The organism is Solemya velesiana gill symbiont (genome assembly GCF_002020805.1).
Classification (GTDB): Bacteria; Pseudomonadota; Gammaproteobacteria; order Chromatiales; family Chromatiaceae; genus Sedimenticola_A.
Window position 1 is genome coordinate 1 of record NZ_MPRJ01000030.1, and the last position, 24,492, is coordinate 24,492.

At 56.5% G+C, this 24,492-nt stretch carries 40 protein-coding genes; 4 read left to right on the plus strand and 36 right to left on the minus strand.

All coding sequences use genetic code 11. The features are described from left to right. The first annotated feature begins 236 nt into the window (after nucleotides 1–236). Entirely contained in the window at nucleotides 237–461 is a 225-nt protein-coding gene (locus BOW53_RS06050) for a hypothetical protein (RefSeq protein ID WP_135607027.1), read from the plus strand. Here the strand turns inward: BOW53_RS06050 and BOW53_RS12755 are convergent. Together BOW53_RS12755 and BOW53_RS06055 are read right to left on the minus strand one after the other, a co-directional pair. Next, nucleotides 458–634, minus strand: a complete 177-nt coding sequence (locus tag BOW53_RS12755; RefSeq protein WP_216641089.1) for a hypothetical protein — start codon at nucleotides 632–634, stop codon at nucleotides 458–460. The two genes, BOW53_RS06050 and BOW53_RS12755, sit on opposite strands and share 4 nt — an antisense overlap. A gap of 252 nt (nucleotides 635–886) precedes the next feature. Next, nucleotides 887–2,245 carry a Do family serine endopeptidase gene (locus tag BOW53_RS06055; protein ID WP_078486758.1) on the minus strand — a complete coding sequence of 453 codons (1,359 nt, stop codon included), beginning with the start codon at nucleotides 2,243–2,245 and terminating at the stop codon, nucleotides 887–889. A 126-nt stretch (nucleotides 2,246–2,371) separates the two neighbouring features. Here BOW53_RS06055 and BOW53_RS13160 point away from each other — a divergent pair, with 126 nt between their 5' ends. Both BOW53_RS13160 and BOW53_RS13165 read left to right on the plus strand, forming a co-directional pair. Continuing rightward, a complete protein-coding gene (locus tag BOW53_RS13160; RefSeq protein WP_245832019.1) occupies nucleotides 2,372–2,926 on the plus strand; it encodes a DMT family transporter in 555 nt (184 codons plus the stop codon). Continuing rightward, entirely contained in the window at nucleotides 2,927–3,265 is a 339-nt protein-coding gene (locus BOW53_RS13165; RefSeq protein WP_245832020.1) for a DMT family transporter, read from the plus strand. It begins immediately after the preceding gene. Between the two features lie 78 nt (nucleotides 3,266–3,343). On the opposite strand, the gene BOW53_RS06065 is transcribed toward BOW53_RS13165, so the two are convergent. From BOW53_RS06065 to BOW53_RS06075, 3 genes are all read right to left on the minus strand, one after another. Beyond that, on the minus strand, nucleotides 3,344–4,744 hold the full coding sequence (locus tag BOW53_RS06065; RefSeq protein WP_135607028.1) for a sensor domain-containing diguanylate cyclase: 1,401 nt from the start codon (nucleotides 4,742–4,744) through the stop codon (nucleotides 3,344–3,346). A gap of 253 nt (nucleotides 4,745–4,997) precedes the next feature. Then, entirely contained in the window at nucleotides 4,998–5,453 is a 456-nt protein-coding gene (ssb, locus tag BOW53_RS06070) for a single-stranded DNA-binding protein (protein ID WP_078486763.1), read from the minus strand. Between the two features lie 54 nt (nucleotides 5,454–5,507). Continuing rightward, nucleotides 5,508–6,908, minus strand: a complete 1,401-nt coding sequence (locus BOW53_RS06075; protein ID WP_245832021.1) for an MFS transporter — start codon at nucleotides 6,906–6,908, stop codon at nucleotides 5,508–5,510. 70 nt (nucleotides 6,909–6,978) lie between these two features. On the opposite strand from BOW53_RS06075, the gene uvrA reads away from it, so the two are divergent. Next, the gene (gene uvrA, locus BOW53_RS06080) at nucleotides 6,979–9,810 is read left to right on the plus strand and encodes an excinuclease ABC subunit UvrA (protein ID WP_078486767.1); all 2,832 of its coding nucleotides are present in this window, start codon (nucleotides 6,979–6,981) and stop codon (nucleotides 9,808–9,810) included. 24 nt (nucleotides 9,811–9,834) lie between these two features. Here uvrA and BOW53_RS13690 read toward each other — a convergent pair whose 3' ends face one another. From BOW53_RS13690 to BOW53_RS06230, 31 genes are all read right to left on the minus strand, one after another. Further along, nucleotides 9,835–10,221, minus strand: a complete 387-nt coding sequence (locus BOW53_RS13690) for an SAM hydrolase/SAM-dependent halogenase family protein (protein ID WP_342748411.1) — start codon at nucleotides 10,219–10,221, stop codon at nucleotides 9,835–9,837. Nucleotides 10,222–10,272: 51 nt separating this feature from the next. Then, nucleotides 10,273–10,584: an SAM-dependent chlorinase/fluorinase gene (locus tag BOW53_RS13695; protein WP_342748412.1), complete on the minus strand. Its 312-nt coding sequence runs from the start codon at nucleotides 10,582–10,584 to the stop codon at nucleotides 10,273–10,275. 73 nt (nucleotides 10,585–10,657) lie between these two features. Continuing rightward, nucleotides 10,658–11,059: a 50S ribosomal protein L17 gene (rplQ, locus tag BOW53_RS06090; RefSeq protein ID WP_078486768.1), complete on the minus strand. Its 402-nt coding sequence runs from the start codon at nucleotides 11,057–11,059 to the stop codon at nucleotides 10,658–10,660. Between the two features lie 56 nt (nucleotides 11,060–11,115). Next, on the minus strand, nucleotides 11,116–12,117 hold the full coding sequence (locus BOW53_RS06095) for a DNA-directed RNA polymerase subunit alpha (RefSeq protein ID WP_078486769.1): 1,002 nt from the start codon (nucleotides 12,115–12,117) through the stop codon (nucleotides 11,116–11,118). A gap of 22 nt (nucleotides 12,118–12,139) precedes the next feature. Continuing rightward, nucleotides 12,140–12,760, minus strand: coding sequence for a 30S ribosomal protein S4 (gene rpsD, locus BOW53_RS06100; RefSeq protein ID WP_078486771.1), 621 nt, complete (start codon nucleotides 12,758–12,760; stop codon nucleotides 12,140–12,142). 18 nt (nucleotides 12,761–12,778) lie between these two features. Continuing rightward, nucleotides 12,779–13,168, minus strand: a complete 390-nt coding sequence (gene rpsK, locus BOW53_RS06105) for a 30S ribosomal protein S11 (protein ID WP_078486772.1) — start codon at nucleotides 13,166–13,168, stop codon at nucleotides 12,779–12,781. Nucleotides 13,169–13,225: 57 nt separating this feature from the next. Next, the gene (gene rpsM / locus BOW53_RS06110; RefSeq protein WP_078486774.1) at nucleotides 13,226–13,582 is read right to left on the minus strand and encodes a 30S ribosomal protein S13; all 357 of its coding nucleotides are present in this window, start codon (nucleotides 13,580–13,582) and stop codon (nucleotides 13,226–13,228) included. Between the two features lie 99 nt (nucleotides 13,583–13,681). Further along, complete coding sequence (gene rpmJ / locus BOW53_RS06115; RefSeq protein ID WP_078486776.1) at nucleotides 13,682–13,795, minus strand: 50S ribosomal protein L36; 114 nt, start codon at nucleotides 13,793–13,795, stop codon at nucleotides 13,682–13,684. Nucleotides 13,796–13,833: 38 nt separating this feature from the next. Next, the gene (secY, locus tag BOW53_RS06120) at nucleotides 13,834–15,183 is read right to left on the minus strand and encodes a preprotein translocase subunit SecY (protein WP_078486778.1); all 1,350 of its coding nucleotides are present in this window, start codon (nucleotides 15,181–15,183) and stop codon (nucleotides 13,834–13,836) included. Nucleotides 15,184–15,188: 5 nt separating this feature from the next. After that, nucleotides 15,189–15,623 (minus strand): 50S ribosomal protein L15, encoded by a 435-nt coding sequence (rplO, locus tag BOW53_RS06125; RefSeq protein WP_078486780.1) that lies wholly within the window; start codon nucleotides 15,621–15,623, stop codon nucleotides 15,189–15,191. Between the two features lies 1 nt (nucleotide 15,624). Then, entirely contained in the window at nucleotides 15,625–15,813 is a 189-nt protein-coding gene (rpmD, locus tag BOW53_RS06130) for a 50S ribosomal protein L30 (protein ID WP_078486782.1), read from the minus strand. Between the two features lie 3 nt (nucleotides 15,814–15,816). Beyond that, a complete protein-coding gene (gene rpsE / locus BOW53_RS06135) occupies nucleotides 15,817–16,323 on the minus strand; it encodes a 30S ribosomal protein S5 (protein ID WP_078486784.1) in 507 nt (168 codons plus the stop codon). A gap of 9 nt (nucleotides 16,324–16,332) precedes the next feature. Next, entirely contained in the window at nucleotides 16,333–16,689 is a 357-nt protein-coding gene (gene rplR, locus BOW53_RS06140) for a 50S ribosomal protein L18 (protein ID WP_078486786.1), read from the minus strand. Between the two features lie 13 nt (nucleotides 16,690–16,702). Next, nucleotides 16,703–17,239: a 50S ribosomal protein L6 gene (gene rplF, locus BOW53_RS06145; RefSeq protein WP_078486788.1), complete on the minus strand. Its 537-nt coding sequence runs from the start codon at nucleotides 17,237–17,239 to the stop codon at nucleotides 16,703–16,705. A 15-nt stretch (nucleotides 17,240–17,254) separates the two neighbouring features. Continuing rightward, nucleotides 17,255–17,650, minus strand: coding sequence for a 30S ribosomal protein S8 (rpsH, locus tag BOW53_RS06150; RefSeq protein WP_078486790.1), 396 nt, complete (start codon nucleotides 17,648–17,650; stop codon nucleotides 17,255–17,257). Between the two features lie 128 nt (nucleotides 17,651–17,778). Further along, nucleotides 17,779–18,084, minus strand: coding sequence for a 30S ribosomal protein S14 (gene rpsN / locus BOW53_RS06155; protein ID WP_078486792.1), 306 nt, complete (start codon nucleotides 18,082–18,084; stop codon nucleotides 17,779–17,781). A 10-nt stretch (nucleotides 18,085–18,094) separates the two neighbouring features. Further along, a complete protein-coding gene (gene rplE, locus BOW53_RS06160; protein WP_078486794.1) occupies nucleotides 18,095–18,634 on the minus strand; it encodes a 50S ribosomal protein L5 in 540 nt (179 codons plus the stop codon). Between the two features lie 13 nt (nucleotides 18,635–18,647). Then, the gene (rplX, locus tag BOW53_RS06165; RefSeq protein WP_078486815.1) at nucleotides 18,648–18,965 is read right to left on the minus strand and encodes a 50S ribosomal protein L24; all 318 of its coding nucleotides are present in this window, start codon (nucleotides 18,963–18,965) and stop codon (nucleotides 18,648–18,650) included. 16 nt (nucleotides 18,966–18,981) lie between these two features. Further along, a complete protein-coding gene (gene rplN, locus BOW53_RS06170; protein ID WP_078486796.1) occupies nucleotides 18,982–19,350 on the minus strand; it encodes a 50S ribosomal protein L14 in 369 nt (122 codons plus the stop codon). Nucleotides 19,351–19,409: 59 nt separating this feature from the next. After that, nucleotides 19,410–19,670, minus strand: coding sequence for a 30S ribosomal protein S17 (gene rpsQ / locus BOW53_RS06175; RefSeq protein WP_078486817.1), 261 nt, complete (start codon nucleotides 19,668–19,670; stop codon nucleotides 19,410–19,412). Further along, entirely contained in the window at nucleotides 19,670–19,867 is a 198-nt protein-coding gene (rpmC, locus tag BOW53_RS06180; RefSeq protein WP_078486797.1) for a 50S ribosomal protein L29, read from the minus strand. The genes rpsQ and rpmC overlap by 1 nt, the downstream gene beginning before the upstream one ends. After that, a complete protein-coding gene (gene rplP / locus BOW53_RS06185) occupies nucleotides 19,867–20,280 on the minus strand; it encodes a 50S ribosomal protein L16 (protein ID WP_078486799.1) in 414 nt (137 codons plus the stop codon). Before rplP ends, rpmC begins: the two co-directional genes overlap by 1 nt. Before the next feature lie 3 nt (nucleotides 20,281–20,283). After that, nucleotides 20,284–20,976 (minus strand): 30S ribosomal protein S3, encoded by a 693-nt coding sequence (gene rpsC / locus BOW53_RS06190; RefSeq protein WP_078486801.1) that lies wholly within the window; start codon nucleotides 20,974–20,976, stop codon nucleotides 20,284–20,286. 16 nt (nucleotides 20,977–20,992) lie between these two features. Then, complete coding sequence (rplV, locus tag BOW53_RS06195; RefSeq protein ID WP_078486803.1) at nucleotides 20,993–21,325, minus strand: 50S ribosomal protein L22; 333 nt, start codon at nucleotides 21,323–21,325, stop codon at nucleotides 20,993–20,995. A gap of 14 nt (nucleotides 21,326–21,339) precedes the next feature. Next, nucleotides 21,340–21,612: a 30S ribosomal protein S19 gene (rpsS, locus tag BOW53_RS06200; protein WP_078486805.1), complete on the minus strand. Its 273-nt coding sequence runs from the start codon at nucleotides 21,610–21,612 to the stop codon at nucleotides 21,340–21,342. A gap of 19 nt (nucleotides 21,613–21,631) precedes the next feature. After that, entirely contained in the window at nucleotides 21,632–22,459 is an 828-nt protein-coding gene (gene rplB, locus BOW53_RS06205; protein ID WP_078486806.1) for a 50S ribosomal protein L2, read from the minus strand. Between the two features lie 41 nt (nucleotides 22,460–22,500). Beyond that, nucleotides 22,501–22,797, minus strand: a complete 297-nt coding sequence (gene rplW, locus BOW53_RS06210) for a 50S ribosomal protein L23 (RefSeq protein ID WP_078486808.1) — start codon at nucleotides 22,795–22,797, stop codon at nucleotides 22,501–22,503. Further along, nucleotides 22,794–23,408, minus strand: coding sequence for a 50S ribosomal protein L4 (gene rplD / locus BOW53_RS06215; RefSeq protein WP_078486818.1), 615 nt, complete (start codon nucleotides 23,406–23,408; stop codon nucleotides 22,794–22,796). Before rplD ends, rplW begins: the two co-directional genes overlap by 4 nt. Before the next feature lie 5 nt (nucleotides 23,409–23,413). Continuing rightward, the gene (rplC, locus tag BOW53_RS06220; protein ID WP_078486810.1) at nucleotides 23,414–24,064 is read right to left on the minus strand and encodes a 50S ribosomal protein L3; all 651 of its coding nucleotides are present in this window, start codon (nucleotides 24,062–24,064) and stop codon (nucleotides 23,414–23,416) included. Between the two features lie 11 nt (nucleotides 24,065–24,075). Continuing rightward, the gene (rpsJ, locus tag BOW53_RS06225; RefSeq protein ID WP_078486813.1) at nucleotides 24,076–24,387 is read right to left on the minus strand and encodes a 30S ribosomal protein S10; all 312 of its coding nucleotides are present in this window, start codon (nucleotides 24,385–24,387) and stop codon (nucleotides 24,076–24,078) included. Nucleotides 24,388–24,394: 7 nt separating this feature from the next. After that, nucleotides 24,395–24,492 (minus strand): EF-Tu C-terminal domain-related protein (locus BOW53_RS06230; protein WP_019562169.1); only part of this gene is annotated, 98 nt, incomplete at its 5' end.

The following is a 24,492-nucleotide window of genomic DNA, read 5'->3' on the forward strand; positions in this document are numbered from 1 at the left end:
TCCCCTCTAGCGTGCTGCGCACACGACGGGCAAGCAGTGCGGCCTCACGACTACCGGGGACTAACCGCCTCGGCTTTCAGCCTTCCATGGCGGTCAGCGATCGAAGCAGTTCGCGAACAAGTTCGCTCCTACTGTTACAGCCCGATTGCGCCTGGGTTGTCGCCTTCCCGTAACAATGGGACATGAGAATTTGAACTACACTTCCTCGCTCAGACACCGGGCGCGAGGGAATGGAGATGACCAATATCGTCAGCATACTTGGAGATGAGTCAGAATCCCTACTGAGCCACAACTGCAAGGGAATCTCCAAGGATCAGCTACAGCTGCCGGGAAGCGATTTCATCGATCGTGTCACCGCCCATTCGGACCGCAAGGCCTTCCAGAGACCGATGGCAGAGGGTGTGGCGCTGCTCAACGCCATTCAGGACGCCTATCTCTCCCAGGAGATCACTGTCGCCTAGTGTTGTTTTCGGTTGTATATCCCAAGTAGGTTGCCATCGATAATTTCGTGGCGCAGCACCTTGGGAACACCATTGCTCAGCCTGCCGCCGGTCTCGGCGACGAATTTCCTGACTTGGGGTACCTGGCAGACATTGAGCGGCCTGTAGACCGCAAGGGGATAACCGTAAGGCATAGGGACATTTTCAATGCTCCCTTCCATCGCCTTGGCCGAGGTCAGTTCACTTTAAAAGTGGGCCACGTGCTCACCCACCATCTCTTCGATTCGTTTCTGATACGACATGTTAGAAACCCGCCTGACTGGAAGAGAGAAGCTCACATTCACCCGCGGACCTGCCACTGGCGTATGTCGCTTCATCTTTAATTATAGTGCCATGAAGCGAACATAACGCCCCTAAATGTCAGGCGTGATTATCCAGTCACTAAATTACCGTGACACAAAGGAGACAATACTGTCACCTCTGCGCAGCTTGAGCTGGTAGATACCCTTGCGGGCAACACTTTTCAGATCCGAGAAGTTCTTCACCCGCTTGCGATTGACCTCGATGATCACATCGTCGGCACGCACTCCCGAACGGGATGCCGGGCTGCCCTGCTCCACCTTGCCCACTCGAATGGCGGGGAATTTCCCATAGCTGGACTCATCGGCAATTTCCAGCAGCATCGCTCCCGCCAGCTGATCGGACATCATGCCGCCTTCGGTATACTGTTCGAAGGGGTCCTGTATCCTGGAGCGCAGGGTGTGCTTCCTGCCCTCCCTGATGACATCCATGCTGATCTCTTCCCCGATCTGCAGAAGGGCCAGCTGAACACGAAGTGAGGCAGCCCCTTTTATCGCTTTACCGTTGAGCGCGGTGATAAGATCCCCCACCTGGACACCTGCCTTCTCAGCCGCGGTGCCGGGACTTACTTCCACCACCACGGCACCTTCGCCGTTCTCAAGCCCAAGTACCTGTTTCAGGTCGTAATCCAGCTCCTGCATGCTGATACCGAAGGCCCCACGACGCACCTCGCCATGGGCCACCAGCTGCCTCATGATGGCGCGCACCATGTTGGCAGGGATGGCAAAGCCGATACCCACGTTGCTACCACCCGGCGCTAGAATCGCGGTATTGATACCCACCAGCTCACCCCGCAGGTTCACCAGGGGGCCACCGGAGTTGCCCGGGTTGATGGAGGCATCGGTCTGTATGAAGTTCTCGTAGCCCTCGATACCCAGGGCGCTGACGATACCGGAGGTCACGGTCTGGCTGAGACCAAAGGGGTTGCCGATTGCCACCACGAAGTCGCCGACCCGCAGCTTGTCAGAATCCGCCACCTTCAAGGCGGAGAGATTTTCGGGGCCAATCTGCAATACCGCCACGTCTGTCTCAGGGTCGGCGCCAATGAGTTTGGCTTCAAGGCGCCTGCCGTCATGGGTCGTCACCCTGATCTCGTGCGCCTTGTCGATGACGTGGCTGTTGGTCAGCACGTAGCCCTTTTCAGCGTCGATTATCACCCCAGAACCCAGGCTGGTGCTCTTCTTCTTTTTCTTCCGGGGCTGCAGGGAAGGCAGATCAAAAAAAAGGCGAAAGAAGGAGTTGCTGAACAGGGGATTCTCCTCCCGCTTGATATGGGTCACGGTGGATATATTCACCACGGCGGGAGTAACCCGCTCCAGCATGGGTGCAAGGCTGGGCAGTGACTTGCCATCCACAGCCGCTGGCAGCGCAGCACTGGCGGGCAAGGCGACAAGGAGTGAGGTAATTGCCAGTGCGACAACAAGAATACGTCTGACGCTGTTCATCTGCTCTCGAAAATCAGTTGCGGTTAAACATCCCATTGTTGGAGAGTAAATTTTGTCCTAAGTTCCACCCTTCGCCAAGAACCGCCGTGGTAGGATGGCAATTGCGTACACTCCTGCTGTCAGAACATGAATCGACTTCATTTTTCCATTTTGCTTTTTCTGGGCGCACTTTGGGGAGCATCCTTTCTCTTCATGCGCATCGCCGCACCCGTACTTGGTGCCGTCTGGTTGATCGAATTCAGGGTACTGATTGCCGGACTCGTGCTGCTGCCGGTAATTCTGCTGCGCGGCCAACTCCTTGAGCTGTTTTCCAACTACCGGGGGCTGCTCATCGTCGGCTGCCAGAACGCCGCCCTGCCGTTCAGCCTGCTGGCTTATGCTTCAATTGAACTCTCTGCCGGACTCACATCCATACTCAATGGGACTATGCCCATTTTCAGCGCCCTGTTTGCCTATCTTGTGATCAAGGAAAACCTCGGCACGGGAAAAGTCATCGGCATTGTTCTGGGCTTCATGGGCGTGGTGCTGCTGATGGGCTGGCAGGAGGGCGGCATGGCGCCGCCATCTACTCTCTCGGTGGGCGCCGGGTTGCTGACCGCGCTCTCCTACGTATTTGCCGCCAACTACACGAAACGGCACCTGACCGAGCTACCACCCCTGGTCTACGTGACCGGCAGCTAGTTGAGCGCCGCCCTTCTGCTGATTCCCCTGATGCCCCTGTTCCTCCCGACACAGACACCCGACGCGACCGTTGTCCTGTCGGTGATCGGCCTTGCGGTACTTTCGACCTCACTCGCATTCGTTCTCTATTTCCACCTTATTCGGCAGATCGGCCCAACCCAGACCTTGACAGTCACCTATCTGATTCCGCTATTTGCCATCACCTGGGGCTACTGGTTCCTGCATGAACCCATCACCATCAGCATCAGCATGCTGACCGGTTGCGCCATGATTCTCCTCGGCACCGCACTTGCCAACGGTATCCGCATGAAGCTGTCATTATCGAAGGCAGATCGCTAGCGAGCCAGGCGGGAATTTCCCCATGGAAGAAACAACCCCTGAGAGCCTTGGCTTGCAGTGGCTGATTACTTTGGCAGCTCAGGCACAGACCCTGTCGCGACCACCCTGCTTGGCCTGGTAAAGTTTCTCGTCGGCACGCCTCATGAGACTATCCAACGACTCATCGGCTCCATGAACTGCAAGCCCGGCACTGAGGGTGACAGACACAACATGATGATTCACTTCCACCGCCAGTTCAGCTACGTTTATGCGTACTCTTTCGGCAAGCTCCAAACCACTTTCAAGCCCTCCACCCTGGATGAAGACAACCAGTTCCTCTCCACCATAACGTACGGCAATATCATCGCCTCGCAATTGGTTGGGCAGGGTGTTGCCCACCATCTGAAGCACCTTGTCCCCCGCATGGTGTCCGTAGTCATCGTTAACCCGTTTGAAATGATCCAGGTCGAACATGATGACGGTCAGCCCCTCGCTCGTATTGCGGGCATGCCTGGCGATAAGGGCAGGGATAGCCTCATTCATGTAAAACCGTGTATAGAGGCCCGTTAACGGATCCCTTATGGCAACATCGAGCAGCTGCTTGCGATACATCTCCCTGACACCAACGACCGCCAACAATAAGGCAACGGTCAACATCGACAATGCACCAAACAGGGTATATCCGTATACCTCGGAACGCCTGGATTCCAACGACATATAGGCCTCCAGGTACCAATCCGTACCTGTCAACGGAATGCGCCGGGCGATATAGTCTATGGAGTCGGCGATGCCGATGTGGACATACCGGCTTTGAGCATCCAGGCGACGTACCTGGCGGATCGGAAGCGCCTCGAGATCACTTCCCTCATAACGGCGGGCCTTGCGTATCGCCTGCTTCTTATCCTCTGAAAGGGCATTGACGGGACGGAATTGCCAATCTGAATTCGAAGCCAGGAATACGACACCGTCTTCATCCAGGAGCGCAATCTCCACACCGGACCGAACAGCTTCCTCGCACAGCCATAGTTCTGTTTGATCCAAGCCAACCTTGACCACGCCAACACCTAATATCTCCTCTCCCTCCTTAACCGGTTTGGCCAGGTAGTAACCCAGCTTGCGAGAGGTGATTCCGATGGCGACATAACGTCCCATCCCCCCTTTCACTGCCGTTTTGAAATAGGGACGTATGCCGTAGTTTTTACCTACGAAAGAGCCAGCGCTGTTCCAATTGCTCGCCGCGAACGTTTTTCCGTCGAGGCCCATGACATAGGCTGCAGATACGCCAGTCCGAATAGCCATATCCTCGAGCACCCGGTTGGCCTGATCCACATCGTCCTCACTTCCCGGGTCTCTCAAGACATCCTTGATGCAAGGGCAGATTTGAGCCACGTCAGGCATCAATTCATAACGGTTGAGTAACGCGTTCAGCTGTTGACGGTAAAACTCGGCATGCTTGCCTGCATCCGATACTGCATTTTCCTGGAATACACGTTCCCCCACCAATAGCCGAAAGCACCTCCCGTAATGGTGAACAGCAAAACCATCAGCAAGGTGAAACTGGGCTTCAGTGCCCGAACCATGGAGCCGAATCCAAAAATATGCAGCATAATTACCCGGACAGAGAAAACAGAGCCATATACTCAGTATAGTTATTCGCTTGTTTCCCACTGTTGCTGGGTACACCAGGCAAGAAAAAACCCCTGAAGCAGGTCACTTAACAGGGGTTTTAATCGAAAACGTTCTTAGGTTGATCCTAGAAGGGTATGTCGTCGTCGAATCCTTCATCCGGCATGGAGGGGGCCGGTGCGGATGGGGCCGAGGCCGGTGCGCCCTGCTGGGCTCCCGAATCGAATGCGGCGCTGCCTGCACCACGGCTGTCGAGCATCTGCATCTCGTTGCCCACGATCTCCGTTGTGTAGCGATCCTGGCCGTCCTGACCCTGCCACTTGCGGGTGCGGATGCTGCCCTCGACGAAGATCTTGGATCCCTTCTTCAGGTATTCGCCGGCTATCTCGCCCAGGCGGTTGAAGAAGACCACCCGATGCCACTCGGTGCGCTCCTGGGTCTCGCCGGTGTTCTTGTCCTTCCAGGTCTCGGAGGTCGCCAGGCGGACATTGGTCACCGCACCGCCACTGGGCATATAACGTGTTTCGGGATCAGCCCCCAGGTTACCGATCAGAATTACTTTGTTGACGCCTCTACTGGCCATATCTCCTCCTCAGATCCCGACTTCATCCATACGCCGATTAATGTAAATAGGGGCTTAGTCTACCACCTTTTCCTCGACGGAAAACTTCTCCAGGGCCTCATAATTCACAACCTGGGAATCAACCTTTAGGTAGGCAACGCCCTCTTCACCCACCACAGCAGCATCCCCAACGCCTTCAATCTCCCGCAACTGGGCCTGGAGTTCCCACGCCTGGGCATCGTCCATCCTGCCCACCTTGATCAGGTAAGACATGAAATAGCTTGGCTTCTGCATACCCGACGCTACAGCCAGCCAGAATAGGGTGGTAATGGCACCAAACAGAAACACGCCCTGCAGGCCGTATTCAGCATAGACCAAGCCACCGATCAGGCCACCCAGAAACGCCCCTATGAACTGGGAGGTGGAGTAGACGCCCATGGCGGTACCCTTGCTCTCTGCAGGGGCCACCTTGGCAATGAGCGACGGCAGGGTCGCCTCCAGCACGTTGAAGGCGGTGAAGTAGACCAACAGGGCGAAACCGATACCCACGATGGATTGGTGCAGCCACATGAAGCCGAACTGGGCCAGCGCGATGGCGAACACCGCACCCAGAAACACCCCTTTCATCTTTCTGCGCTTCTCGGCGATGACCACGAAGGGAATCATCAGCCCCATGGCGAGCAGCAACACCGGCAAATAGACCATCCAGTGGTTCGCACCCTCCAGGCCGGCGAAATCCCTCAGCGCCAGGGGAATGGCAATGAAGGTAGCGGTCAGAATCATATGCAACGTGAAAATACCGATATCCAACCGAACCAGGTTGGCATTTCGCAGTACCTTGCCGAACATGGCCGGCACCGGCTCCGTATCCCGGTGGAAGTGGCTCTCGCGGGGGTCAGGCACCAGGTTGAGCACGATGCCGATTCCGAACACCGCCAGCACCGCAGTCAGCCAGAAGATACCCGGCACGCCGATGACCGCATTCAGCATCGGGCCAAGCACCAGGGAGACCGCGAAGGCCATGCCGATGCTGAGGCCGATCACAGCCATCACTCTCGTGCGATTCTGCTCACGGGTCAGGTCCGCGGCCAGGGACATCACCGCCGCGGCAATGGCGCCACTGCCCTGCAATGCACGCCCCAGGATCACGCCCCAGATGGTGTCGGCCATGGCGGCCACCACGCTACCCAGTGCGAAGATCAGCAGTCCGCCAATGATCACCGGCTTGCGACCGATGCGGTCGGACAACATGCCGAAGGGGATCTGCAGCAGGGCCTGGGTCAGGCCGTAGGCACCGATGGCCACGCCGATCAACACGGGAGTAACCCCCTGCAACTCCTCGGCATACAGCGCAAACACCGGCAGGATCATGAAAAGACCCAGCATTCTCAGGGAAAAGATTCCTGCTAAGGAGAAGGCGGCCCTGGACTCCACGGGAGACATTCCCGACTGTTTCTGTTCTTTTTCTGAATTCATCGAAACCGCTTTTGGCTCGTAACTTAAAGACGGCGTATAGTATCAGGTTCGCTCAACAGCTGGTAAGTCGATGGACAGTATTTATATCCGGGGTGCCCGTACCCACAATCTCAAGAATATCGATCTGGACCTGCCCCGGGACAAACTGATCGTTATCACCGGCCTCTCGGGCTCAGGAAAATCATCCCTTGCCTTCGACACCATCTATGCCGAGGGGCAGCGACGGTACGTGGAGTCCCTCTCCGCCTACGCCCGGCAGTTTCTCTCCATGATGGAGAAACCGGATATCGACCACATCGAGGGGCTCTCCCCCGCCATCTCCATCGAGCAGAAAACCACCTCTCACAATCCGCGTTCCACCGTAGGCACCATCACAGAGATTCACGACTACCTGCGCCTGCTCTTCGCACGCGCCGGAATACCCCGCTGCCCGGAACACGGCACACCCCTGGAGGCCCAGACCATCAGCCAGATGGCGGACCAGGTAATGGAACTGCCCGAGGGCAGTAAGCTGATGCTGCTCGCCCCGGTGGTTGCCGAGCGCAAGGGAGAGCACCACAAGCTGCTCGCCGAGCTCAACGCCCAGGGCTTCATACGCGCCCGCATCGATGGCGAAATCTATGAACTGGACGAGCCACCACCCCTGGATCTGCACAAGAAGCACACCATCGAAGCCGTGGTGGACCGCTTCAAGGTACGCGAAGACATCGGCCTGCGGCTGGCAGAGTCTTTCGAGACCGCTCTCTGTCTCTCCAGCGGACTGGTTCGTGTCGCCTGGCTGGATGAGCCTGAACGCGATGAGCTGACCTTTTCTGCAAACTTTGCCTGCCCCCACTGTGGCTACAGCATCGATGAACTGGAACCCCGGATCTTCTCCTTCAACAACCCGGCTGGCGCCTGCCCCACCTGCGACGGCCTGGGCATGGAGCAGTTCTTCGACCCTGAGCAGGTGATTCTGCAGCCCCAGCTGAGCCTGGCCGCAGGCGCCGTACGTGGCTGGGACCGCCGCAACGCCTACTACTTCCAAATGATCCGCTCCCTGGGCGAGCATTTCGGGCTCGACGTGGAGACACCCTGGGAGAAACTCTCTCCCGATCATCAGAACATGGTGCTCTTCGGCAGCGGCGACGAGGAAATCAAGTTCAGCTACTTCAACGAGAAGGGCAGCAGCTACTTCAAGAGCCACCCGTTCGAGGGAATCATTCCCAACATGGAGCGGCGCTACCGCGACACCGAGTCCAACGCCGTGCGCGAGGAGCTCAGTCGTTACCTCTCCATTCATCCCTGCCGGGATTGTGAAGGTACACGGCTAAACGAGGCAGCACGCCACGTCTTCGTCGACGACCACACCCTGCCCCAGATCGCGGCCATGCCCATCGCCAAGGCGTTGCACTACTTTCAAAACCTGGATCTACCCGGAAAGCAGGGGGAGATCGCGGCCAAGGTGGCCAAGGAGATTACCCAGCGCCTGAGCTTCCTGGTCAACGTAGGCCTGGATTATCTCAGCCTGGAGCGCAGCGCAGAGACCCTCTCCGGCGGTGAAGCCCAGCGCATTCGACTGGCCAGCCAAATCGGCGCCGGCCTGGTGGGCGTGATGTACATTCTCGACGAACCCTCCATCGGCCTGCACCAGCGGGACAACGAACGATTGCTCAACACCCTCACCTACCTGCGGGACCTGGGCAACACGGTGATCGTGGTGGAGCACGACGAAGATGCCATCCGCACCGCCGACCACGTGGTGGACATCGGCCCCGGCGCAGGTGTTCACGGCGGCGAGATCATCGCCCAGGGCACGGCAGACGATGTGGCCGCCAACCCGGCCTCACTCACCGGCGCCTATCTCTCCGGCAAGCAGACCATCGATTTGCCCAAGGAGCGTGTTCCTATAAATGACCTGCTGAAGCTCAAACTCAGCGGTGCCAGCGGCAACAACCTCCAGTCCGTGGATCTCGAACTCCCCGTTGGCCTGCTCACCTGCATCACCGGCGTATCGGGCTCGGGAAAATCCACCCTCATCAACGACACCCTCTACCCCCTGGCAGCGGTAAAACTCAACAACGCAAAGATGGAAGCCGCCCCGCATGTTGCTATCGAAGGCCTGGAGAATTTCGACAAGGTGGTGGACATCGACCAGAGCCCCATCGGCCGCACCCCCCGCTCCAACCCGGCAACCTATACCGGCCTGTTCACACCCATACGCGAACTCTTCGCTGGCACCCAGGAGGCGCGCTCCAGGGGATACACCCCGGGCCGCTTCAGCTTCAACGTCAAGGGTGGCCGCTGCGAGGCCTGCAAGGGCGACGGCGTCATCAAGGTAGAGATGCATTTTCTGCCAGACGTCTACGTACAGTGCGATGTCTGCAAGGGTAGGCGCTACAACCGCGAGACCCTGGATATCCGCTACAAGGGGAAGAACATCGACGAGGTACTGAGCCTCACAGTGGAAGACGCCCTACCCTTCTTCGATGCCATTCCCGCCATCAAGCGCAAGCTCAATACGTTGATGGACGTCGGCCTCTCTTATATCACCCTCGGGCAGAACGCCACCACCCTGTCCGGCGGCGAGGCACAGCGGGTGAAACTCTCCCGCGAGTTATCCAAGCGCGACACCGGCAGCACCCTCTACATACTCGACGAACCCACAACCGGCCTCCACTTCCACGACGTGAAACACCTGCTGGAAGTACTCCACCGCCTGCGCGACCATGGCAACACGGTGGCGATGATCGAACACAACCTGGACGTGATCAAGACGGCTGACTGGATCGTTGACCTGGGTCCGGAAGGCGGTAAACGGGGCGGGCAGATCATTGCCCGGGGCACACCTGAAGAGGTGTCAGAAACAGCGGGGTCATATACTGGAGAATATCTAAAGCCTCTGCTTGATAAGCAGAAATAGCATTCCGACAGGCTCGATAGAGACCTAGCCTGAGATTACTTCAACCCGGTCGCCGACTCTTCCACCAAGCAACTTATTTGCACGCCCCTGGTTGACGGAAATCTCTAACAGGCCGAAAGAATCCACATACCAGAAGGGCTGGCCCGGTTCTGCCTCGCAGAATGCCCTGGCATAAACGATCTCCTGATCTGCAATCGCTAGCCTGTGATTCTTTTCCAGGCCATCGCCTTTCAAGCCGGTAACTAGGTTGCCATAGTGATCCACGTAGATCACCTCAGACAACTCTTCAGGCCAATCAGATCCGATAATGCTTTCCTGGGATACCGCTTTTGATTTTACCGCCTCACCACGGCAGATCTTCGTTGCGACAGGCGCGAACAGATCACGCCCGTGGAAACTGTCCGAGAGCATTTCGGGGCGCCACTCGATAGCTTGAACTTGCGCACTATCCGGATTGATGACCTAGGAAAACAGGCCGTTGTCCGGACCGACAAAGCAGTCGCCCCCCGACCAGACGATCAAGGGCGCCCTTTCCCCACCTACACCGGGATCGACTACCGACAGATAGAGCATACATTGGGGCATGTTGCGCCTGATCGCTGCGAGGAGATAGGCGGATGCTTTGGGGTTGAAGGTAGGCGCATCAGACTGAAGATCAATCACCGGCACGCCTGCATCGGCGAGGACAGCCTTCATCTGGCCCAGGTAGGGACCCTGGTGACCAAAGTCGGTGAAGAGTGCGATGCGCTTGATTTTGTATGGGTGGTTCGCCATCCAGGAATAAAGCACAGAAACGAAAAAGCCGGGCGTTAGCCCGGCTCTTTCGCGTTATTTGCACAGCAATAACTTATTCGGCTTCTACAGCAGCCTCTTCCATATCCACTTCGGGCTCAGGACGATCCACCAGCTCGACGTAGACCATGGGGGCCTTGTCACCTGGACGGTAACCGCACTTGAGGATACGGATGTAGCCACCAGGACGATCCTGGTAGCGAGGACCGATCTCGCTGAACAGCTTGCCGACGGCTTCCTTATCGCGCAGGCGATCGAAAGCAAGACGGCGCTTCGCAACGTTGTCGGTCTTGCCCATGGTGATGAGAGGCTCTGCGACGGTACGCAGCTCTTTTGCCTTGGGCAGGGTGGTTTTAATCAGCTCGTGACGCAACAGTGAGCAGGTCATGTTGCGAAACATTGCCTTTCTGTGGACACTGTTACGATTCAGTTGCCGTCCGGATTTACGATGACGCATGGATCGACTTCCCTAAAACTAAGTTAATACTAAAAACGGTTTCTATATACCGGTCGTTATACGGCCGACGATTTACTCGACGCCTCGGGCGACCAGTTCTCGAGGCGCATTCCCAGGGAAAGGCCGCGGGTCGCAAGGACATCCTTAATCTCTGTCAGAGACTTCTTGCCGAGATTAGGCGTCTTCAGAAGCTCTACTTCGGTGCGCTGAATCAGGTCACCGATCAGGAAGATGTTCTCAGCCTTCAGACAGTTCGCGGAACGAACGGTCAGCTCGAGATCATCTACCGGACGCAGCAGGATCGGGTCAATGGTCGGACCTTCCGGCTCGGGCTCTGCACCGACAGCAGGAGTCTCATCCAGCTTGACGAAGGCAGAGAGCTGATCCTGGAGGATGGTCGCGGCGTTGCGAATAGCCTCTTCGGGATTAATGGTACCGTTGGTCTCCAGGTCGATAACCAGGCGATCCAGGTCGGTACGCTGTTCAACACGAGCCGCTTCAACGGCGTATGCGACACGGCGAACCGGGGAAAAAGTGGCATCCAGCTGCAGACGACCGATGGGACGATCCTCACCAGCAGCTGCCTGGCGAACGGCAGCAGGCTGGTAGCCGATGCCGCGTGCAACCTTCAGGGTCATGCTGATCTCGCCATCCTTGGTCAGGTTGGCAATCACATGATCCGGGTTAGCAATCTCTACGTCGTGATCCAGCGTGATGTCGCTGGCCAGAACAGCACCGGGGCCCTTCTTCTTCAGGGTCAGGGTAGCTTCGTTCTTGGCATGCATGATCACAGCCAGGTCTTTGAGATTCAGCAGAATCTCAAGCACGTCTTCCTGTACACCCTCGATGGTGGTGTACTCGTGCAGCACGCCTTCAATCTCAGCCTCGATCACGGCGCAGCCGGGCATGGAGGAGAGCAGGATGCGACGCAGCGCGTTGCCCAAGGTATGACCGAAGCCGCGCTCCATGGGCTCCAGGGAGACCTTCGCGTGGCGTTCGTTAATGGCCTGAACGTTGACCAGCCGCGGCTTCAGAAAATCGGTAACAAATTCTGGCATCGAAGACCTCTTATGCTATCCCTTACTTGGAGTACAGTTCGACGACCAGCGATTCGCTGATCTCGGCAGGCAGTTCGCTGCGATCGGGCAGGCGCATGAAGGTACCCTTCATGCCCTTGGTGTCGACCTCGATCCAATCAACAAAGCCGTACTGCTCAGCCAGCTGCAGGGAGCTCTGAATGCGAACCTGCTTTTTGGCCTTTTCGCGAATCTCGATCACGTCTTCAGCCTGAACATTGTAGGATGGCACGTTCACAATAGTACCGTTAACCAGGATCGCCTTGTGGCTCACCAGCTGACGGGACTCGGAGCGGGTGCTGCCAAAGCCCATGCGGTAGACGACATTGTCCAGGCGCCGCTCGAGCAGGCGGAACAGGTTTTCACCGGTTGCGCCCTTGGCCTGTGCGGCCTTCGCATAATAGTTACGGAACTGCTTCTCCATAACACCGTACATACGGCGCATCTTCTGCTTCTCGCGAAGCTGCAGGCCGTAGTCGGAGAGACGGCGGCGACGATCAGTGGTCTGACCGGGCTGCTTCTCCATGTTGCACTTAGAGTCCAGCGAACGTACGCGGCTCTTCAGGAACAGGTCGGTTCCTTCGCGACGGTTAAGCTTACATTTTGGTCCGATATACCTTGCCATGACGTATAAAACTCCAGATCAAACGCGACGCTTTTTAGGCGGGCGGCAGCCGTTGTGCGGAATGGGGGTGACGTCTACGATGCTGGTTATCTTGAAACCGGCATTGTTGAGTGCGCGCACTGCAGACTCACGACCAGGACCGGGGCCCTTTACGTTGACATCAAGGTTTTTAACACCGTAGTCCTTGGCTGCTTCGCCGGCACGGTCTGCGGCCACCTGGGCTGCAAACGGGGTGCTCTTGCGTGAACCACGGAAGCCGGAACCACCTGCAGTGGCCCAGGACAACACATTACCCTGACGATCAGAAATGGTAATGATGGTGTTATTGAACGAGGCGTGGATGTGAGCCACACCGTCGGTAACAGTCTTGTTAACCTTTTTCTGCGAACGGCTGGTTGGTTTTGCCATTTACCTGTTCCTACGAACTAGTCTTTCAAATCCCATCAGGTTGTACCTGATGGACGTTTATCTCTTAATCGGGCGACGCGGTCCCTTGCGGGTACGAGCGTTGGTTTGGGTACGCTGACCACGAACCGGCAAGCCACGACGGTGACGAATACCACGGTTACAGCCCAGATCCATGAGACGCTTGATGTTCATGGAAATCTCACGGCGCAGGTCACCCTCTACGGTGAACTTTGCAACTTCGGCACGCAGTGATTCGACTTCTCCCTCAGACAGATCAATGATCTTGCTGTCCTGGGCGATACCGGCTGCATCGCAGATTTCTGCTGCGCGGGTACGACCGATTCCATAAATCGAGGTCAATGCGATAACCGTATGTTTACGGTCCGGAATATTGACGCCTGCAATACGAGCCATCTGGCTACTCCTGGGTAAATAAATCTCATCCACGTCACGCGCGGAAAACGCGTAACTTTAACTGGAAATTCAAATCAACACAAGCACCAAAACCACTTGTTAGCCTTGGCGCTGCTTATGCCGGGGTTCCTTGCAGATCACGCGCACAACACCGTTGCGACGGATGATCTTGCAGTTACGGCAGATCTTTTTAACGGAAGCCCTTACTTTCATGGCTCAATCTCCAAAATTCAGTGAATTCGTATTCAGGATCAGCGCAGGAGACCTGCACCTCCACCCTTAAGATTCGCTTTCTTCATGAGACCTTCATACTGGTGCGACATCAGATGTGCCTGCACCTGCGCCATGAAGTCCATGACAACCACTACGATAATCAGCAGGGAGGTGCCACCGAAGTAGAAGGGCACGTTCCAGCCAACGATCAAAAATTCCGGCAACAGGCAGACCGCGGTAATGTAGATCGCACCCGCGAAGGTCAAACGCGACATCACGTTGTCGATGTACTTGGCAGTCTGCTCACCTGGCCTGTAACCCGGGATAAAGGCGCCGGAGCGCTTGAGGTTATCCGCGGTCTCTTTCGAGTTGAGGACCAGGGCCGTATAAAAGAAGCAGAAAAAGATGATCGCCATGGCATACAGCAATACGTAGACCGGTTCGCCCGGAGAAAGCTTGCCGACGATATCCTGCAGCCAACGCATATTTTCCTGCGTTCCAACCCACTGTCCCAGCGTTGACGGAAACAGAATAATACTCGAAGCAAAAATGGGCGGAATCACACCGGCCATGTTGAGCTTCAGGGGAAGATGACTGCTCTGGGCAGCGAACATCTTCCGGCCCTGCTGACGCTGGGCGTAGTTCACGGTAATGCGACGCTGTCCGCGCTCGACGAACACCACGAAAGCGGTGACCGCAACAGCCAGAATGAACAGGGCCAGCACCGTAACGGCGTTCATCTCGCCGGTACGTACCAGCTCGAGGGTGCCGCCAATTGCCGAAGGCAGTCCGGCAACGATGCCCGCGAAAATGATCAGCGAGATACCATTACCCAGCCCGCGCTCGGTGATCTGCTCACCCAGCCACATCAGGAACATGGTACCGGTGACCAGGCTCACTGCAGCAGTGAATACAAAGCCCGCACCCTGCATGGCCACAACCGGCATACCGCCTGCCTGCTGTGACTGCAGCGCAATGGAGACACCGACAGCCTGGAAGGTCGCCAGAACAACAGTACCGTAGCGGGTGTATTGAGCGATCTTGCGACGACCCTGCTCACCCTCTTTCTTCAGCTGTTCCAGCTTGGGAATCACCGCCGCCATCAGCTGCATGATAATGGATGCAGAGATGTAGGGCATGATACCCAGCGCAAACAGGCTGGCACGCTCGAGTGCACCACCGGAAAACATGTTGAACATGTCGATGATGGTGCCCTGCTGCTGATCAAATAAAGCAGCAACCGCCTGCGGGTTGACACCGGAAACCGGAATAAAGGTTCCGATGCGGAAAACCAGGAGTGCGCCCAGGACAAAAAAGAGTCGCTGACGCAGTTCGGTGAACTTTCCCATTCCGGCAACTGCGCCGGACATTGCACCCTGAGCGGCCATTCAGTTTAGTCCTCGATTTTTCCGCCGGCGGCTTCGATTGCAGCGCGTGCACCCTTGGTGACGCCCAGACCCTTGACGGTCACTGCCTTTTCGATCTTGCCGGAGAGAATCACTTTCGCACGCTTGATGGAACCGTTAACGATATCCGCATCCTGCAGTGCTTTCAGATCAACGACTTCAGCTTCGATTTTCGCCAGCTCGTCGAGACGAACTTCGGCGGTGTAGCGACCCTTGCGGGAGGTAAAACCAACCTTGGGCAAGCGACGCTGCAGCGGCATCTGGCCGCCTTCGAAACCGACCTTGTGGAAACCGCCGGAACGGGACTTCTGGCCCTTGTGGCCACGGCCACAGGTCTTGCCAAATCCGCTACCGATTCCGCGACCGACGCGCTTGACATCTTTCTTGGCGCCTTCTGCAGGCTTGATGGAATTCAGACGCATCTTAAGCTTCCTCAACCTTTACCATGTAGGACACCTTGTTAGTCATGCCACGGGTGGCAGGAGTGTCCTCGACCTCAACGGTCTGGTGGATACGACGCAGTCCCAGTCCACGCACGCAAGCCTTGTGGCTTTCGAGGCGGCCGTTAATGCTGCGCACCAGGGTTACCTTCATCATTTTCTTGTCAGCCATGGCTTACCCCAGAATCTCTTCTACGGTCTTGCCGCGCTTGGCAGCAACAGACTCAGGATCAGTCATTTCGGTCAGCGCATTGATGGTGGCGCGAACCACGTTGATCGGGTTGTTGGTACCGATGCACTTGGCCAGAACGTTCTGCACGCCAACTGCCTCGCATACGGCACGCATGGCACCACCGGCGATGATACCGGTACCTTCGGATGCAGGCTGCATGTAGACCTTGGCTGCACCGTGACGGCCAATCAGCGGATACTGCAGGGTACCCTCGTTGAGCTTGGCTTCACGCATGTTGCGGCGCGCGCTCTCCATCGCCTTCTGAATGGCTACAGGCACTTCGCGTGCCTTGCCAGTTCCGAAGCCGATACGACCGGCACCGTCACCGACTACAGTCAGTGCAGAAAAACCGAAGATGCGGCCACCCTTGACCACCTTGGCCACACGGTTGACGCTGATGAGCTTTTCAATCAGCTCGTCGCCTTCCGGGTTCACATTGTAGTTAGACATAGCCACCCCTTAGAACTGAAGGCCGTTTTCGCGGGCAGCGTCAGCCAACGCTTTGACCCGGCCGTGATACTTGAAGCCAGCACGATCGAACGCTACGCGCTCGATACCGGCCGCCTTGGCGCGCTCAGCAACCATCTTGCCAACGGCAGCGGCTGCTGATGAATTGCCAGCTGCACCTTCGATCTCTGCCTTGACGGCTTTTTCGTTGGTGGAGGCTGCTGCCACGACATCGGAACCGTTAGGCGCGATGACCTGGGCATACATGTGCCTCGGGGTACGGAAGATGGTCAGGCGATGTACCCGCAGCTCCCGTATCTTTGCGCGGGCGCGTCGCGCTCTACGCAGACGTGAGGTTTTCTTATCCATCGTCTCTTACCCTTTATTTCTTCTTGGCTTCTTTACGAACCACGTGCTCATCAGCATAACGAACACCCTTACCCTTGTAGGGCTCAGGCGGACGATAAGCACGGATCTCTGCAGCCACCTGGCCAACCTTCTGCTTGTCGCAGCCGGATACGACGATCTCGGTCTGGGAAGGCGTTTCGATGGTGATGCCTTCAGGCACCGCGTAGTCCACCGGGTGGGAGAAGCCGAGGTTCAGGTTCAGCACCTTGCCCTTGGCCTGGGCACGGTAACCAACGCCGATCAGCTGCAGCTTCTTCTGGAAGCCTGTGCTGACGCCGATAACCATGCTGTTGATCAGGGAACGGAAAGTACCCGCCATGGCCCACTGGTCGCCGGCGCTGTCATCCTTGGGACTGACATTGATCGCGCCATCTTCCTGGGAGACCTGGACCGAATCATGCAGAGCGATCTGCAGGTTACCCTTGGAACCCTTTACCGTGACATCACTACCGGCGATATTGATATCGACGCCGGAAGGGATAGTAATCGGAGCTTTTGCTATACGTGACATTAGACAGCCCTCCGATTACGCCACGTAGGCCACAACTTCACCACCGTGGCCCGCAGCACGGGCGGCACGATCGCTCATCAGGCCTTTGGATGTGGAGATGATGGCAATACCGAGTCCACCACGCACCTTGGGCAGCTCTTGCTTGCCTTTATAGATGCGCAGACCAGGACGACTTACGCGCTGGATCTCTTCAATGACAGGTTTGCCTTGGAAATACTTGAGCTCGACATTGAGAATGGATTTACCATCAACATCGGCAACGGAGAAAGAACTGATGTAGCCTTCGTCCTGGAGGAGCTGGGCGACAGCAGCTTTCTGCTTGGAAGCGGGCATGGAAATAGCCACTTTTCCGACTTGTTGACCATTACGGATACGCGTCAACATATCCGCGACTGGATCAGACATACTCATAATTTTTAAACCTTCCAGGTCAGTCCGCAGCAAAAAGCGGCGCGATACCTAAACGATTGCACAAAATCCGCCCGGGGCGGATCAGAAGAAATACACCCCACACTAACAGTGGGGCGCGTATTCTACATTTACCAGCTGGCTTTAACAAGCCCCGGAACGTCACCGCACATCGCGGCTTCACGAAGCTTGTTCCGGCACAGACCAAATTTGCGGTAAACGGCGTGCGGGCGGCCACTGACGCGGCAGCGACGCTGCTGACGGGAGGAGCTGGAATCGCGAGGCAGCTTCTGCAGCTTCAGAACTGCTTCGTCAACCTGCTCTACGGTGCTCTCCGGGTTGTTGATGATCGCCTTGAGCTCGGTACGCTTGGCTGCGTACTTTGCTACCGCCTTGGCCCGCTTTGCTTCACGAGCTAACATGCTCTTTTTTGCCATAGGTAAATTCTCAGTTTTTGAACGGAAAATTGAACGCCTCGAGCAGAGCGCGCCCTTCTTCGTCATTCTTAGCCGTAGTGGTGATAACGATATCCAGACCACGCAGCTTATCGACCTTGTCGTAGTCGACCTCGGGGAACATGATCTGTTCCTTCACGCCCATGCTGTAATTGCCGCGCCCATCAAAGGACTTGGCACTCAGACCACGGAAGTCACGAATACGGGGGATCGCGATGTTGATCAGTCGATCCAGAAATTCGTACATTCTTTCGCGACGCAGGGTAACCATGCAGGCGATGGGCCAACCGTCACGGATCTTGAAGCCCGCCACGGATTTACGTGCCTTGGTTACGACCACTTTCTGGCCTGCGATATTCTCCATGTCGGAGACTGCGAATTCCATAACCTTCTTGTCGCCCACAGCGTCGCCGACACCCATGTTGAGGGTGATCTTGGTGATCTTCGGCACTTCCATCACGCTCTTGAAGCCGAGTTTCTCCTGCAGCTGAGCTACAATCTGGTCGCGGTAAAGTTCGTGTAATCTTGCCATTTTACTATCCGCCTCAAATGTCCACGACTTCGCCGTTGGACTTGAAGTAGCGCACTTTGCAGCCATCTTCCAGTGTCTTGATGCCAACCCGGTCGGCCTTGCCGGTGTTCGGGTTGTAGATCGCAACATTGGAAATCGCCAGCGGCATCTCTTTATCAAGGATGCCACCAGGCTCACCCTTCATGGGGTTTGCCTTGGCGTGCTTCTTCACCATGTTAATGTTTTCAACAACAACTTTTTCGTCGTCGATGACGCGCAGGACGGTGCCCTGCTTGCCCTTGTCTTTACCTGCGATGACAACGACTTCATCACCTTTCTTGATCTTACGAATTGCCATGACCAACCCCTTAAAGCACTTCCGGTGCGAGCGAGATGATCTTCATGAATCGTTCGCTACGCAGTTCACGGGTAACCGGGCCGAAAATACGGGTTCCGATAGGCTGCAGCTGAGCATTCAGCAACACCGCGGCATTGCCGTCAAAACGGATCAGAGAACCGTCGGGACGACGCACGCCTTTTCTGGTGCGAACCACAACTGCATTGTAGACGTCGCCTTTCTTTACCTTGCCACGGGGAATGGCGTCCTTGACGCTCACTTTAATAATATCCCCGATACCGGCATAACGACGGTGCGAGCCACCCAGCACTTTAATACACTGGACTCGCTTGGCGCCGCTGTTATCTGCGACGTTCAGCATTGTCTGCATCTGGATCATTGGTCTATTCCAATCTAATAATCAGTAATCCGAAAACCGCCTGTACTTACGGGCCGGCTTCAAGATGCCTTTTCAACCACCTTGACCAGACGCCAGGTCTTGGTCTTGGACAGTGGACGGCATTGCTCAACAACTACAACATCACCGATACCACACTCGTTGGTCTCGTCGTGAGCATGCACCTTGGTGGAGCGACGCACGAATTTGCCGTAGATCGGGTGCTTAACACGGCGCTCAACCAGAACAGTGATGGACTTGTCCATACCGTCGCTGACCACGCGGCCCTGAAGCGTGCGATTGCTAGTAGTCTGCTCGCTCATCATGCTTCACCTGCTTTCTGTTCATTCAACACGGTCTTGATGCGGGCAATCTCTTTACGCACCCGGTTCATCTCGGAAGGGCGAGCCAGCTGCCCGGTACCCTGTTGCATGCGCAGGTTGAACTGCTCCTTGCGCAGATCAAGCAGGGATTCTTCCAATTCTGCGGGGTTTTTTTCCCGAAGTTCACTTACCTTCATCACAATACCGTCCGTTTTGCGAATGTGGTCTTAAAGGGCAGTTTCGCTGCTGCCAGCGCGAACGCTTCGCGTGCGAGCTCTTCGGATACACCTTCGATCTCGTACAGCATGCGGCCAGGCTGGATCAGGCATACCCAATACTCCACATTACCCTTACCTTTACCCTGACGTACTTCCAGGGGCTTCTTGGTGATCGGCTTGTCGGGGAACACGCGGATCCAGACTTTACCACCACGCTTCACGTGACGGGTGATCGCACGACGACCCGCCTCGATCTGGCGTGAGGTGATCTGGCCACGGGCTACAGACTGCAGGCCGAACTCGCCAAAGCTCACCTTGCCGCCCCGATTCGCCAAGCCGCGGTTGCGACCCTTCATCTGTTTGCGGAATTTTGTCCGTTTCGGCATCAACATCGTTTAGGCCCTCTTTCCGGGCTTACGCTTCGGCGCCGCAGCTTCCTCTTCCTGGGCAACCTGTGCTCCCTCGAACACTTCACCCTTGAAGATCCAAACCTTCACACCGATGATTCCGTAAGTAGTATTTGCTTCCGCAAAGCCGTAGTCGATATCAGCACGCAGGGTGTGAAGAGGTACGCGACCTTCGCGGTACCACTCGTTACGAGCAATCTCTGCGCCATTCAGTCGGCCTGCAATATTGATCTTGACGCCTTCGGCGCCAAGACGCATAGCGGTCTGTACAGAACGCTTCATTGCACGACGGAACATGATGCGGCGCTCAAGCTGCTGAGTGATACTCTCTGCAACCAGCTGTGCGTCGAGCTCCGGCTTGCGGATCTCTTCTACACTGATGTGAACCGGGATACCCATACGCTGGGAAACCTCGGAACGCAGTGCATCAATATCTTCACCTTTCTTACCAATCACCAGGCCAGGACGGGCGGTGTGAATGGTAATGTGGGCATTGTTTGCCGGGCGATCGATCTGAATACGGCTGACGGAGGCCTGGGAGAGGCGCTTCTTCAGGTAATCCCGAACTTCAAGATCGGTATTCAGCAGATCGGCGTAGTTTTTAGAGTCCGCATACCACTTGGACGTCCACTCTTTGACGATGCCCAGCCGAATGCCAGTTGGATGTACTTTCTGACCCATAATGGCCTCTCTTGCCTTACTTATCCGACACAGCCACAGTAATGTGACTGGTACGCTTTAAAATTCGAGCCGCGCGGCCTTTGGCACGTGCGCGGATCCGCTTCATGGTCGGACCCTCATCGACAGCCACCATTGAAACCTTCAGCTCGTCGATGTCCGCACCCTCGTTGTTCTCGGCATTCGCGATAGCGGAGTCGAGTACCTTCTTCATCAGGGCAGCACCCTTCTTCTTGGAGAAGGCAAGGGTGTTCAGCGCCTGTTCAACCGGCAGACCACGGATCTGGTCAGCTACCAGGCGACCCTTCTGGGCCGAGATACGCGCAAAGCGCAGTTTGGCTTCTGCTTGCATTTCTCAATCCCCGATTATTTGGTTTTCTTGTCCGCCGCATGACCACGATAGGTACGGGTCAGCGCGAACTCGCCAAGTTTATGTCCAACCATGTTCTCGGAAACCAGAACAGGCACGTGCTGCTTGCCGTTGTACACAGCGATGGTCAGTCCAACCATCTCCGGCAAAATCATGGAGCGGCGAGACCAGGTCTTAATGGGACGCTTGCTGTTGCTCGCAACCGCCTCATCGACCTTCTTGGTCAAATGATGGTCCACAAACGGACCTTTTTTAATTGAACGTGGCATATCTCTACCTCAGTTCCGTTTACTTGCGATTGCGATGACGCACGATCATCTTATCCGTGCGCTTGTTGGTACGCGTCTTCTTACCCTTGGTAGGCACGCCCCAGGGGCTGACCGGATGACGGCCACCGGAGGTACGACCCTCACCACCACCATGAGGGTGGTCTACCGGGTTCATCGCCACACCGCGAACTGTGGGACGAACACCGCGCCAGCGGCTAGCACCGGCTTTACCCAGTTTGCGCAGGTTGTGCTCGGAGTTGCTCACCTCGCCGATAACGGCGCGGCACTCGTAGCGAACCTTGCGCATCTCGCCGGAGCGAAGGCGAAGGGTAGCATATTCACCTTCACGCGCAACCAGCTGAACCGCTGCACCGGCAGAGCGTGCGATCTGCGCACCTTTGCCAGGCTTGAGCTCGATGCAGTGGATAACACTACCCACCGGGATGTTACGCAGTGGCAGGCAGTTGCCGAGACGAATCTCGGCAACGTCGCCGGAGATGATCTCCTGACCGGCCTTCACACCCTTGGGCGCGATGATGTAGCGACGCTCACCGTCTGCGTATTTGATCAGCGCAATGTTGGCGGTGCGGTTGGGATCGTATTCGATACGCTCCACGGTTCCCGGGATTCCGTCCTTGTTACGCTTGAAATCAATCGTACGGTAACGCTGCTTGTGACCACCGCCACGATGACGGGTAGTGATGCGACCGTTATTGTTACGACCACCGGACTTGCCCTTCTTCTCCAGAAGAGGACCGTGAGGTGCACCCTTGTACAACTCGGAGTCCACCACCTTGACCACAAACCGGCGACCGGCTGAAGTTGGTTTTGTTTTAACAATTGCCATTGTCTTGCTTCCGCTTTAAATCTTTCCGCTGGCGGGGCCTATCAGGCGCCTGCCCCGAAATCGATATCGTTGCCTTCGGCCAGCTTGACGTAGGCCTTACGAACGCCGTTACGGCGACCCATGACGGTACCGAAACGCTTCTGCTTGCCCTTGATGTTCACAACGCGAACCGAATCCACCTTGACGTCGAACATCTGCTCGACCGCCTTCTTGATCTCCGGCTTAGTCGCATCGGGAGCCACCTTGAACGCAAACTGACGGCTTACCTCAGCAGTGATGGTGCTCTTTTCAGAAACCACCGGGCTGAGCAGCACCTGCATCAAACGCTCTTTATTCATGACAGACGCTCCTCGAGAATCTTGATTGCACCAGAGGTCATAACCACCTTGTCGAAGCCCACCAGGCTGAGGGGATCAAGCTCTGATACACCGCAAACGTCAATATCGTAGACATTGCGCGCAGCCAGGTAGAGATTCTCATCGGGCTGTTCGGTGATGATCAGAGCACCGTCGAGACCCATCTCTTTCAGCTTGCCGACCAGCTCTTTGGTCTTGGGCGCTTCAACCGCGAAGTCGGAAACCGCAACCAGGCGCTCGGAGCGAACAAGCTCGGAGAGAATGGAACGAACCGCACCGCGGTACATTTTCTTGTTCACCTTCTGGCTGTAGTCACGGGGACTGGCAGCAAAGGTCACACCACCGGAGCGCCAGATGGGGCTGCGAATGGTACCGGCGCGCGCACGACCCATGCCTTTCTGGCGCCAGGGTTTTGCACCGCCACCGCTGACCGCGGAACGATTCTTCTGAGCCTTGGTACCGGAACGCCCACCGGCCATGTAGGCGGTGACGACCTGGTGAATCAGGGCTTCGTTGTAATCTGCAGCGAATACGTCATCGGAGACCTGGAGGGTCTCGGCGCTTCCGCTACCTGCCTGTACATTGAGGTCCATCAGCATTACCCCTTATTCACCATCTTGATGGCGGGAGTGACAACAACGTCGCCACCCTGAGCGCCGGGAATGGCACCCTTTACCAACAAGAGATTCTTTTCTACGTCAACGCGAACCACTTCCAGATTCTGGACGGTGGTCTTAACGTTACCCATCTGACCGGCCATCTTCTTGCCCTTGAACACGCGCCCAGGGGTCTGGCACTGGCCAATAGAACCCGGTGCACGGTGGGACAGCGAGTTACCGTGGGTTGCGTCCTGGGTACGGAAGTTGTGACGCTTCACACCACCCTGGAAACCCTTACCGCGGCTGGTTCCGCGCACATCCACGATCTGGCCGGCCTCGAAGATATCGACTTTGATTTCGCCGCCGACTTCGATGCCTTCACCTTCGCCTTCACCCAGGCGGAACTCCCACATGCCGCGACCGGCTTCAACACCAGCCTTGGCCAGGTGACCTGCCATCGCTTTGTTTACACGGGAAGCCTTACGCTCACCGGTGGTTACCTGCATCGCACTGTAGCCTTCGGCCTCATCGGTGCGCATCTGGGTAACCCGGTTGGGCTCCACTTCAATTACAGTGACGGGGACAGAGGCACCATCCTCGGTAAAGACCCGAGTCATGCCTACTTTACGTCCGACAATTCCAATCGCCATTGTTCTTAACCTCAGTTCAGTTTGATCTGAACGTCTACACCGGCAGCCAGGTCCAGCTTCATCAGTGCGTCGACGGTCTTATCGGTCGGATCAACAATATCCATGAGACGCTTGTGAGTACGGATCTCGTACTGGTCACGGGCGTCTTTGTTTACGTGCGGAGAAATCAGCACGGTGTACCGCTCTTTCTTGGTCGGCAGCGGAATGGGGCCGCGGACCTGCGCACCGGTGCGCTTGGCGGTATCTACGATTTCACGCGCAGACTGGTCGATCAGACGATGATCGAAAGCCTTCAGTCGAATACGAATTCTCTGGTTGGCCATATCTATATTACTCAATGATCTTGGAAACCACGCCGGCGCCGACAGTACGGCCACCCTCGCGGATTGCAAAGCGCAGACCCTCTTCCATGGCGATCGGCGCAATCA

Bases quoted from the DNA above. Each gene is read 5' to 3' on its own strand.
- BOW53_RS06050 (WP_135607027.1), top strand. From the start codon at position 237: ATGACCAATATCGTCAGCATACTTGGAGATGAGTCAGAATCCCTACTG.
- BOW53_RS12755 (WP_216641089.1), bottom strand. From the start codon at position 634: ATGCCTTACGGTTATCCCCTTGCGGTCTACAGGCCGCTCAATGTCTGC.
- BOW53_RS06055 (WP_078486758.1), bottom strand. From the start codon at position 2,245: ATGAACAGCGTCAGACGTATTCTTGTTGTCGCACTGGCAATTACCTCA.
- BOW53_RS13160 (WP_245832019.1), top strand. From the start codon at position 2,372: ATGAATCGACTTCATTTTTCCATTTTGCTTTTTCTGGGCGCACTTTGG.
- ssb (WP_078486763.1), bottom strand. From the start codon at position 5,453: ATGGCCAGTAGAGGCGTCAACAAAGTAATTCTGATCGGTAACCTGGGG.
- BOW53_RS06075 (WP_245832021.1), bottom strand. From the start codon at position 6,908: ATGAATTCAGAAAAAGAACAGAAACAGTCGGGAATGTCTCCCGTGGAG.
- uvrA (WP_078486767.1), top strand. From the start codon at position 6,979: ATGGACAGTATTTATATCCGGGGTGCCCGTACCCACAATCTCAAGAAT.
- BOW53_RS13690 (WP_342748411.1), bottom strand. From the start codon at position 10,221: ATGCTCTCGGACAGTTTCCACGGGCGTGATCTGTTCGCGCCTGTCGCA.
- BOW53_RS13695 (WP_342748412.1), bottom strand. From the start codon at position 10,584: ATGGCGAACCACCCATACAAAATCAAGCGCATCGCACTCTTCACCGAC.
- rplQ (WP_078486768.1), bottom strand. From the start codon at position 11,059: ATGCGTCATCGTAAATCCGGACGGCAACTGAATCGTAACAGTGTCCAC.
- BOW53_RS06095 (WP_078486769.1), bottom strand. From the start codon at position 12,117: ATGCCAGAATTTGTTACCGATTTTCTGAAGCCGCGGCTGGTCAACGTT.
- rpsD (WP_078486771.1), bottom strand. From the start codon at position 12,760: ATGGCAAGGTATATCGGACCAAAATGTAAGCTTAACCGTCGCGAAGGA.
- rpsK (WP_078486772.1), bottom strand. From the start codon at position 13,168: ATGGCAAAACCAACCAGCCGTTCGCAGAAAAAGGTTAACAAGACTGTT.
- rpsM (WP_078486774.1), bottom strand. From the start codon at position 13,582: ATGGCTCGTATTGCAGGCGTCAATATTCCGGACCGTAAACATACGGTT.
- rpmJ (WP_078486776.1), bottom strand. From the start codon at position 13,795: ATGAAAGTAAGGGCTTCCGTTAAAAAGATCTGCCGTAACTGCAAGATC.
- secY (WP_078486778.1), bottom strand. From the start codon at position 15,183: ATGGCCGCTCAGGGTGCAATGTCCGGCGCAGTTGCCGGAATGGGAAAG.
- rplO (WP_078486780.1), bottom strand. From the start codon at position 15,623: ATGCGTCTGAATTCCATCAAGCCTGCAGAAGGCGCCAAGAAAGATGTC.
- rpmD (WP_078486782.1), bottom strand. From the start codon at position 15,813: ATGGCTGACAAGAAAATGATGAAGGTAACCCTGGTGCGCAGCATTAAC.
- rpsE (WP_078486784.1), bottom strand. From the start codon at position 16,323: ATGTCTAACTACAATGTGAACCCGGAAGGCGACGAGCTGATTGAAAAG.
- rplR (WP_078486786.1), bottom strand. From the start codon at position 16,689: ATGGATAAGAAAACCTCACGTCTGCGTAGAGCGCGACGCGCCCGCGCA.
- rplF (WP_078486788.1), bottom strand. From the start codon at position 17,239: ATGTCACGTATAGCAAAAGCTCCGATTACTATCCCTTCCGGCGTCGAT.
- rpsH (WP_078486790.1), bottom strand. From the start codon at position 17,650: ATGAGTATGTCTGATCCAGTCGCGGATATGTTGACGCGTATCCGTAAT.
- rpsN (WP_078486792.1), bottom strand. From the start codon at position 18,084: ATGGCAAAAAAGAGCATGTTAGCTCGTGAAGCAAAGCGGGCCAAGGCG.
- rplE (WP_078486794.1), bottom strand. From the start codon at position 18,634: ATGGCAAGATTACACGAACTTTACCGCGACCAGATTGTAGCTCAGCTG.
- rplN (WP_078486796.1), bottom strand. From the start codon at position 19,350: ATGATCCAGATGCAGACAATGCTGAACGTCGCAGATAACAGCGGCGCC.
- rpsQ (WP_078486817.1), bottom strand. From the start codon at position 19,670: ATGAGCGAGCAGACTACTAGCAATCGCACGCTTCAGGGCCGCGTGGTC.
- rpmC (WP_078486797.1), bottom strand. From the start codon at position 19,867: ATGAAGGTAAGTGAACTTCGGGAAAAAAACCCCGCAGAATTGGAAGAA.
- rplP (WP_078486799.1), bottom strand. From the start codon at position 20,280: ATGTTGATGCCGAAACGGACAAAATTCCGCAAACAGATGAAGGGTCGC.
- rpsC (WP_078486801.1), bottom strand. From the start codon at position 20,976: ATGGGTCAGAAAGTACATCCAACTGGCATTCGGCTGGGCATCGTCAAA.
- rplV (WP_078486803.1), bottom strand. From the start codon at position 21,325: ATGCAAGCAGAAGCCAAACTGCGCTTTGCGCGTATCTCGGCCCAGAAG.
- rpsS (WP_078486805.1), bottom strand. From the start codon at position 21,612: ATGCCACGTTCAATTAAAAAAGGTCCGTTTGTGGACCATCATTTGACC.
- rplB (WP_078486806.1), bottom strand. From the start codon at position 22,459: ATGGCAATTGTTAAAACAAAACCAACTTCAGCCGGTCGCCGGTTTGTG.
- rplW (WP_078486808.1), bottom strand. From the start codon at position 22,797: ATGAATAAAGAGCGTTTGATGCAGGTGCTGCTCAGCCCGGTGGTTTCT.
- rplD (WP_078486818.1), bottom strand. From the start codon at position 23,408: ATGGACCTCAATGTACAGGCAGGTAGCGGAAGCGCCGAGACCCTCCAG.
- rplC (WP_078486810.1), bottom strand. From the start codon at position 24,064: ATGGCGATTGGAATTGTCGGACGTAAAGTAGGCATGACTCGGGTCTTT.
- rpsJ (WP_078486813.1), bottom strand. From the start codon at position 24,387: ATGGCCAACCAGAGAATTCGTATTCGACTGAAGGCTTTCGATCATCGT.